Below are 6,513 nucleotides of genomic sequence, written 5' to 3' on the forward strand. Positions count from 1 at the left end.
CCGCGTGCTGTTCGATGCCGTCCCCGAGATCACTGCCATCACACGCTCCTTTGCCTGGGTGCCCCCATGGGTGGAGACACCGGATCAAGAAACCGCCGTCTCGAAATCAATCGAGTTGGCCAAGCGTATTCGAGGCAGATGGATTCACCATCAGGGAAATCATTGGACTGCTTGCACCAGAATCAGAAAACTCTGAGTGCAAAACGGCCTTTCAGTCTCATTCTCATCAAGATCGTGCTGCAGATCTCTGTTGCGCCCAGGCATGGCGCAGCAGCACCTGTTCGGCCTGCTTGAGCACGGGCGCATCGACCATGCGGCCGTCCAGCACGCAGACGCCGCCTCCGGCCTCGGCCAGGGCCTGGCGCAGGCGCTGCGCGTGGGCCACGGCCGCTGCATCGGGGTCGAAGACGGCGTGCAGGGGCTGCACCTGGGCCGGGTGGATGCACAGCTTGCCGCCAAAGCCCATGCGCCGCGCGCGTGCCGCGTCCTGGGCCAGCCGCTCGGGGTTGCGCGTGTCCACCGTCACGCCGTCAACGGCCGCGCCGATGCCGGCGCGGCGCGAGGCCAGGACCAGGGCCATGCGCATGGGCAGCAATTCTTCCTCGCCCTGGTCGCAGGCCATGCCCGCATCGACCTGGAAGTCCAGGTGGCCGAAGGCCAGGCGCACCACCTGGGGCGCGGCAGCCAGGGCGTCGGCCGCGTCCAGGCCGGCCACGCTTTCGATGAGGGGCAGCACGGCTGCCCGTGCGCCCGCAGCCTGGGCCACCGCATGCAGGGTCTGGGCGCGCTCGGCCTTGGAGACCATGGCGCCGGCCACGCCCTGCTCCACCAGCTGCGCCAGCGCGCGCAGGTCATCCGCATGCCAGGGCGTGCCTTCGGCGTTGATGCGCACCAGCAGGCGGGCACGGGCCGGGCCTTCCAGCGCACCCACGGCCTGGGCCAGCGCCTGGCGGGCGCCGTCCTTGTCGGCCGGGGCCACGGCGTCCTCCCAGTCGGCGATGACCATGTCGGCGCCGCTGTCCAGGGCCTTGCCCAGGCGCTCGGGCCGCGTGGCGGGGACGAAGAGAAAGGAAGTGGCCTGTCGCGCCAGATCGTGCATGCGGATGTCCTTGGGAGAGCGGTTTATTCGGCCGAGACGCCTGCGGCCTTGATGACCTTGTCCCAGCGCGCCACCTCGGCCTGCAGGTGGGTGCGCAGGCCTTCCGGCGTGGCCTTGTCGGGCGTGACCAGGTCGGAGCTGAGTTCGGCGATGCGCTTTTTGACGTTCTCGTCCTTGATGGCCACGTTCAGCGCCTTGTTGATGGCCATGACCACCTCCTTGGGCGTGCCCTTGGGCGCGTACATGCCGTGCCAGACCTTGACGTCGAAGCCCTTGAGGCCCTGCTCGTCCAGCGTGGGGATGTCGGGCAGCGAGGACAGGCGCTTGGGCGTGGTCACGCCGAAGACCTTGGCGCGCTGGCCGTCCTTGATAACGGGCACGGTCTGCGTGGTCTGGTCGCACAGCAGGTCCACCTGGCCGCCCATGAGGTCGTTCATGGCCGGGCCTGCGCCCTTGTAGGGCACGGTGGTGAGCTTGACGCCCGCCTGGTGCATGAACAGCATGCCGCACAGCTGGGAGACGGCGCCGATGCCGGCATTGGCCAGCGAGACCTTCTCCTGGTTCTTCTTCACGTAGTCCAGCAGCTCGGCAAAGTTGTTGGCCGGGAAGTCCTTGCGCGACAGCAGGGTCATGGGCACGTCCAGCACCTGGCCGATGTACTCGAAGTCCTTGAGCGGGTCATAGGGCAGCTTCTTGTACAGCGCAGGCGCCGTGGCCATGCCCATGTGGTGGATGAGGATGGTGTAGCCGTCGGCCTTGGCCTTGGCCACGCGGTTGGGCGCAATGGTGCCGCCCGCTCCCACGGTGTTCTCGACCAGCACGCTCTGGCCCAGCACCTGGCCCATGGGCACGGCCAGCAGGCGCGCCACCACATCGGTGGGGCCGCCAGCGCTGTAGGGCACGACGAGGACGACGGGCTTGTCGGGCCAGGCCGCGGCCAGGGCGCCGGTGGTCGTCCCGCCGGCGGCAAGGGCGCAGGCGGCGGCCGCTGCGTAAACGAGGCGGCGGCGGAAAGAAGTGGTGCGTTGCATGGTTTGTCTCCTGTGCACTTGGGTGGAAGCGGGAGGCGCTCTGTGGTGGCGCCTTTCCCATGGATTCGCCGGCCGGGGCCGGCGCGAAAACTCAGTCAAGCAGGCGCTGCACGCGCGGCCAGTGCGCGATCTGCCACAGCCGCGCTACAGCGGCCTGGGCGGGGTCGTCCTGCAGGGCACCGCCATAGGCGATCAGCCGCAGCGCCTTGGCCGTGATCTCCTCGCGCGACAGCGTGTTGCCCGGATCGCCCTTGGGCTCTTCCACGCGGCCGTGCAGCGTGCGGCCATCGGTGGTGAGCACGGTGACCTTGCCGATCCAGCGCTGCGGGTAGGCGGCATCGACCTCGGGGTCCAGCACCATGCCCACCTTCTCGCGCAGGGCCACGGTGGTGGCGGCCAGGTATTCGTTGTCGAACTCATCCAGGCCCGCATGGCCGTGGCGCGCGGCCAGCGCCAGCACCGTGCCCATGGAGAACTTGCTCTGGTGCACCGTACCGGGATCGACCACGGGGCCCAGCACGTCGATGGCGCCCTGGTGCACGTGGCAGGTAACCTGCGCCAGGTCGGCGGGGGCCAGGCCGTGGTCCTGCATGACCTGCAGCAGCGCGTCGGCAGCCGGGTGCGTGTGGCGGCAGGAGGCATGCCATTTGAACGAGGTCTCGGCCGTGGCCCAGCGCGTGCCCAGGCCGTCCGTGAGGCGCGTGGGATCTGCATCCGTGGACATGCCTGCCGCCAGGCCCTGCGGCCCGGTGAAGATGTCCTGCGCACCGGTGAATCCGTCCTTGGCCAGGTAGGCCGACATCAGGCCCGCCGCGGCCGCATGGGCCGTGTGCAGCTGCTTGCTGTCGGCCGCGGTGCGCAGGAATTCCCACAGCCCTGCCGACTGCGTGCCGGCCGAGCCGAAGGCATGCTGCATCTGCGCGGGCGTGAGCCCCAGCAGCCGGCCCACGGCAGCGGCTGCAGCCAGGGTGCCGGCCGTGGCCGTGGTGTGGAAGATGCGGTAGTGGCTGCGGCCCAGGAACTCGCCCACGCGGATGCCAACCTCGTAGCCGGCCACGCAGGCGGCCATGAGTTCGGCGCCGCTGGCGCCGATGCTCTGCGCCACCGCCAGCGCGGGCGGGAAGACCACGGCCGCGGGGTGGAAGACCGAGCCGTTGTGCACATCGTCCTGCTCGGCCACATGCGAGGCTGCGGCATTGGCCAGGGCAGCCATCATGGGCGAAGTGGCGGCGTCCTGGCCCAGCACCTCGCTGGGGCCGCCGGCCAGTCCCTGGGACAGCGCGAAGCGCGTGATGCTCTGCACGGGGCGCGCGCCCTGGCCTGCCAGCACGGAGCCGAACCAGTCCACCCAGAGGTCTTCGGCGCGCTGCTGCACGGCGGCGGGAACGTCGTCCCAGCGCAGCGTGGCGGCGAACTGGGCCAGCGGATGGATGCTCACTTGCGGATCATGTTTCATGAGGGGGTCTCCGGCGCATTCTGCGCATGCGCCCAGGTTTCAGGGAGTGGGTTTTCCAGACTGCGTGCACAAAGCCTGGATGCGCTCTGCGCTCCAGCCCAGCTCGGCCAGGATGGCGGCGCTGTGCTCGCCCACGGCGGGCACGGCCTCCATGCGGTAGTCGAAGGCGCTGTTGGCGCCGGGCGGCAGCAGCGCTTGCACCGGACCGGCCGGCGTGTCCACGCTGCACCAGCGCTGGCGTGCGGCCAGCTGCGGATGGGCCCACAGGCCGGCCATGTCGTTGACGCGCGCATTGGCAATGCCGGCCGCATCCAGACGCTGCACGACCTGGGCAGCATCGAGCGCGTTGAACACGCCCAGGATCAGCGCGCGCAGCTCCTCGCGGTTGGCGTTGCGGCGCGCATTGCTGTCAAAGCGCGCATCCGTGGCCAGCGCGGGCTGCAGCAGCACCTGTTCGCAAAAGAGCTTCCACTCGCGTTCGTTTTGCAGGCCCAGCATCACCGTCCCGCCGTCACCGGCCTCGAACGGCCCGTAGGGATAGATGCTGGCGTGCGAGGCGCCGGTGCGCGGCGGCGGCGGCGCGCCGTCGAAGGCGTAGTACATGGGATAACCCATCCACTCGCCCAGCGCCTCCAGCATGGACACGTCGATGTGGCTGCCCTCGCCCGTGCGCCCGCGCAGCAGCAGGGCCGACAGGATATTGGTGTACGCATACATGCCGGCCGCGATGTCGGCCACCGAGATGCCGGCCTTGGACGGCACCTCGGGCGTGCCCGTGACCGAGAGAAAGCCCGCCTCGCTCTGGATCAGCAGGTCGTAGGCCTTCTTGTCGCGGTAGGGGCCGTCAGCGCCGTAGCCGCTGATGTCGCAGACGATGAGGCGCGGAAAGCGCTCGCGCAGCGCCGCATAGGACAGGCCCATGCGCGCGGCCGCGCCGGGCGCCAGGTTCTGCACCAGCACGTCGGCACCCTCCAGCAGCTGCAGCAGCGCCTGCATGGCCTCGTCCTGCTTGAGGTCCAGCGCCAGGCTCTGCTTGCTGCGGTTGATCCAGGTGAAGTGCGAGGACTGGCCCTGCACGCGCTGGTCATAGCCGCGCGCAAAGTCGCCGCTGCCGGGCCGCTCGACCTTGATCACGCGCGCGCCCAGGTCGGCCAGCTGGCGCGTGCAAAACGGTGCGGCCACCGCATGTTCCAGCGAGACGACGGTGGTGCCGTCCAGGGGCCTCAAGCGTTGCTGAGTCATGCGCAGTGCCTTCAGAACGAGCGGGGGAGACCGAGGATGTGCTCGGCCACGTAGGAATAGATCAGGTTCGTGGAGATCGGCGCCACCTGGTACAGGCGCGTCTCGCGGAACTTGCGCTCCACGTCGTATTCGCAGGCAAAGCCGAAGCCGCCGTGGAACTGGATGCAGGCATTGGCCGCCTCCCAGCTGGCCTTGGCCGCCAGGTACTTGGCCATGTTGGCCTGGGCGCCCATGGCCTGGTTGGCGTCGAACATCTCGCAGGCCTTCCAGCGCATGAGGTTGGCGGCCTCGACCTCGATGAAGGCATCGGCAATGGGGAACTGCACGCCCTGGTTCTGGCCGATGGGGCGGCCGAACACGTTGCGGTCGCGCACGTAGTTGGTCACGCGGTCCAGGAACCAGTAGCCGTCGCCAATGCATTCGGCCGCAATCAGCGTGCGCTCGGCATTGAGGCCGTCCAGGATGTACTTGAAGCCCTTGCCTTCCTCGCCGATCAGGTTCTCCTCGGGGATTTCCAGGTTCTCGAAGAACAGCTCGTTGGTCTCGTGGTTGACCATGTTGGGGATGGGGCGCACGGTCAGGCCGCTCTTTTGCGCCTCGGCCAGGTCCACCATGAAGATGGACATGCCCTCGCTCTTTTTCTTCACCTCGGCCAGCGGCGTGGTGCGCGCCAGCAGGATCATCCAGTCGCTGTGCTGCACGCGGCTGATCCAGACCTTCTGGCCGTTGACCACGTAGCGGCCATCCTTCTTGACGGCGCTGGTCTTGATCTTGGTGGTGTCCGTGCCCGTGGTGGGCTCGGTCACGCCCATGGACTGCAGGCGCCATTCGCCCGAGGCGATGCGCGGCAGGTACTTCTCCTTTTGCGCGTGCGAGCCGTGGCGCAGCAGCGTGCCCATGTTGTACATCTGGCCGTGGCAGGCGCCCGAGTTGCCGCCGCAGCGGTTGATCTCTTCCATGATCACGCTGGCCTCGGTCAGGCCCAGGCCCGAGCCGCCGTACTCCTGCGGTATCAGCGCGGCCAGCCAGCCGGCCTTGGTCAGCGCGTCCACGAAGGTCTCGGGATAGGCGCGCTGCTCGTCGATCTTGCGGAAATACTCGTCAGGGAACTCGGCGCACAGCGCACGGATGGCGTCGCGGATTTCGGGGAAATTGTTGGAAAGCGTTTGTTCGATCATGGTGGTCTCAAGGCTGGGAATTCGGGGGAATCCGGGGGTTCAGGCCAGGGTGGCCGTGCCGGTCATGGTCAGCCAGCCCTCGTGGTCCTGTGCCCACAGCTGCACGGTCTTGCCGTCCGCAGAAGGCTTGCCGTGCACGCTGAAGGCATGCAGGTCGAAGGTGGGGCGCACGGCCTTGAACTCGAAGGACAGCACGCGCGCCTGGGGCAGCTCGCGGCGCAGCAGGTCCAGCAGCAGGGTGGCGATCAGCGGGCCGTGCACGATCAGGCCCGGATAGCCCTCCACGCCCGTGACGTAGCGGCGGTCGTAGTGGATGCGGTGGCCGTTGAAGGTCAGGGCCGAGTAGCGGAACAGCAGCACGTCGTCGGGAACGATGGTGCGCGACCAGGTTTGCTGGCCGTCCAGCGGCGGCTTCTGGGGCGTGGGCGCGGGATCGCCGGGCTGGGCAGCGGCGCGGTAGACGATGTCGTGCTCCTCGGTCAGCGCCAGGCCCTGGTCGTTGCTGTA

Annotated in this window: 6 protein-coding genes and 1 pseudogene; 1 reads left to right on the top strand and 6 read right to left on the bottom strand. The window is 68.6% G+C overall.

Going from position 1 to position 6,513, the window contains the following annotated elements; all coding sequences use genetic code 11:
• The coding region (locus tag L995_RS34250) for a hypothetical protein (protein ID WP_231574381.1) at positions 1-196 on the top strand (196 nt) is incomplete at its 5' end.
• A gap of 30 nt (positions 197-226) precedes the next feature.
• Here L995_RS34250 and L995_RS07685 read toward each other — a convergent pair.
• The 6 genes and pseudogenes from L995_RS07685 to L995_RS07710 form a co-directional block, all read right to left on the bottom strand.
• The gene (locus tag L995_RS07685) at positions 227-1,099 is read right to left on the bottom strand and encodes an HpcH/HpaI aldolase/citrate lyase family protein (RefSeq protein WP_047470715.1); all 873 of its coding nucleotides are present in this window, start codon (positions 1,097-1,099) and stop codon (positions 227-229) included.
• A gap of 23 nt (positions 1,100-1,122) precedes the next feature.
• A complete protein-coding gene (locus L995_RS07690) occupies positions 1,123-2,130 on the bottom strand; it encodes a tripartite tricarboxylate transporter substrate binding protein BugD (RefSeq protein ID WP_017406883.1) in 1,008 nt (335 codons plus the stop codon).
• A 91-nt stretch (positions 2,131-2,221) separates the two neighbouring features.
• Entirely contained in the window at positions 2,222-3,586 is a 1,365-nt protein-coding gene (locus L995_RS07695; protein ID WP_047470718.1) for an MmgE/PrpD family protein, read from the bottom strand.
• A 39-nt stretch (positions 3,587-3,625) separates the two neighbouring features.
• The gene (locus L995_RS07700) at positions 3,626-4,828 is read right to left on the bottom strand and encodes a CaiB/BaiF CoA transferase family protein (RefSeq protein WP_047470720.1); all 1,203 of its coding nucleotides are present in this window, start codon (positions 4,826-4,828) and stop codon (positions 3,626-3,628) included.
• Between the two features lie 11 nt (positions 4,829-4,839).
• Complete coding sequence (locus L995_RS07705; RefSeq protein WP_047470722.1) at positions 4,840-6,006, bottom strand: acyl-CoA dehydrogenase family protein; 1,167 nt, start codon at positions 6,004-6,006, stop codon at positions 4,840-4,842.
• 39 nt (positions 6,007-6,045) lie between these two features.
• Positions 6,046-6,513: pseudogene (locus tag L995_RS07710) on the bottom strand (acyl-CoA dehydrogenase); the annotation flags it as partial.

Source organism: Delftia sp. ZNC0008 (assembly GCF_000799035.1).
GTDB classification, from domain to species: Bacteria; Pseudomonadota; Gammaproteobacteria; order Burkholderiales; family Burkholderiaceae_C; genus Comamonas; species Comamonas tsuruhatensis.

Excerpts from the sequence above, each read along its gene's own strand:
- L995_RS07690 (WP_017406883.1), bottom strand. The coding sequence starts at position 2,130 with ATGCAACGCACCACTTCTTTCCGCCGCCGCCTCGTTTACGCAGCGGCC.
- L995_RS07700 (WP_047470720.1), bottom strand. The coding sequence starts at position 4,828 with ATGACTCAGCAACGCTTGAGGCCCCTGGACGGCACCACCGTCGTCTCG.
- L995_RS07705 (WP_047470722.1), bottom strand. The coding sequence starts at position 6,006 with ATGATCGAACAAACGCTTTCCAACAATTTCCCCGAAATCCGCGACGCC.
- L995_RS07685 (WP_047470715.1), bottom strand. The coding sequence starts at position 1,099 with ATGCACGATCTGGCGCGACAGGCCACTTCCTTTCTCTTCGTCCCCGCC.
- L995_RS07695 (WP_047470718.1), bottom strand. The coding sequence starts at position 3,586 with ATGAAACATGATCCGCAAGTGAGCATCCATCCGCTGGCCCAGTTCGCC.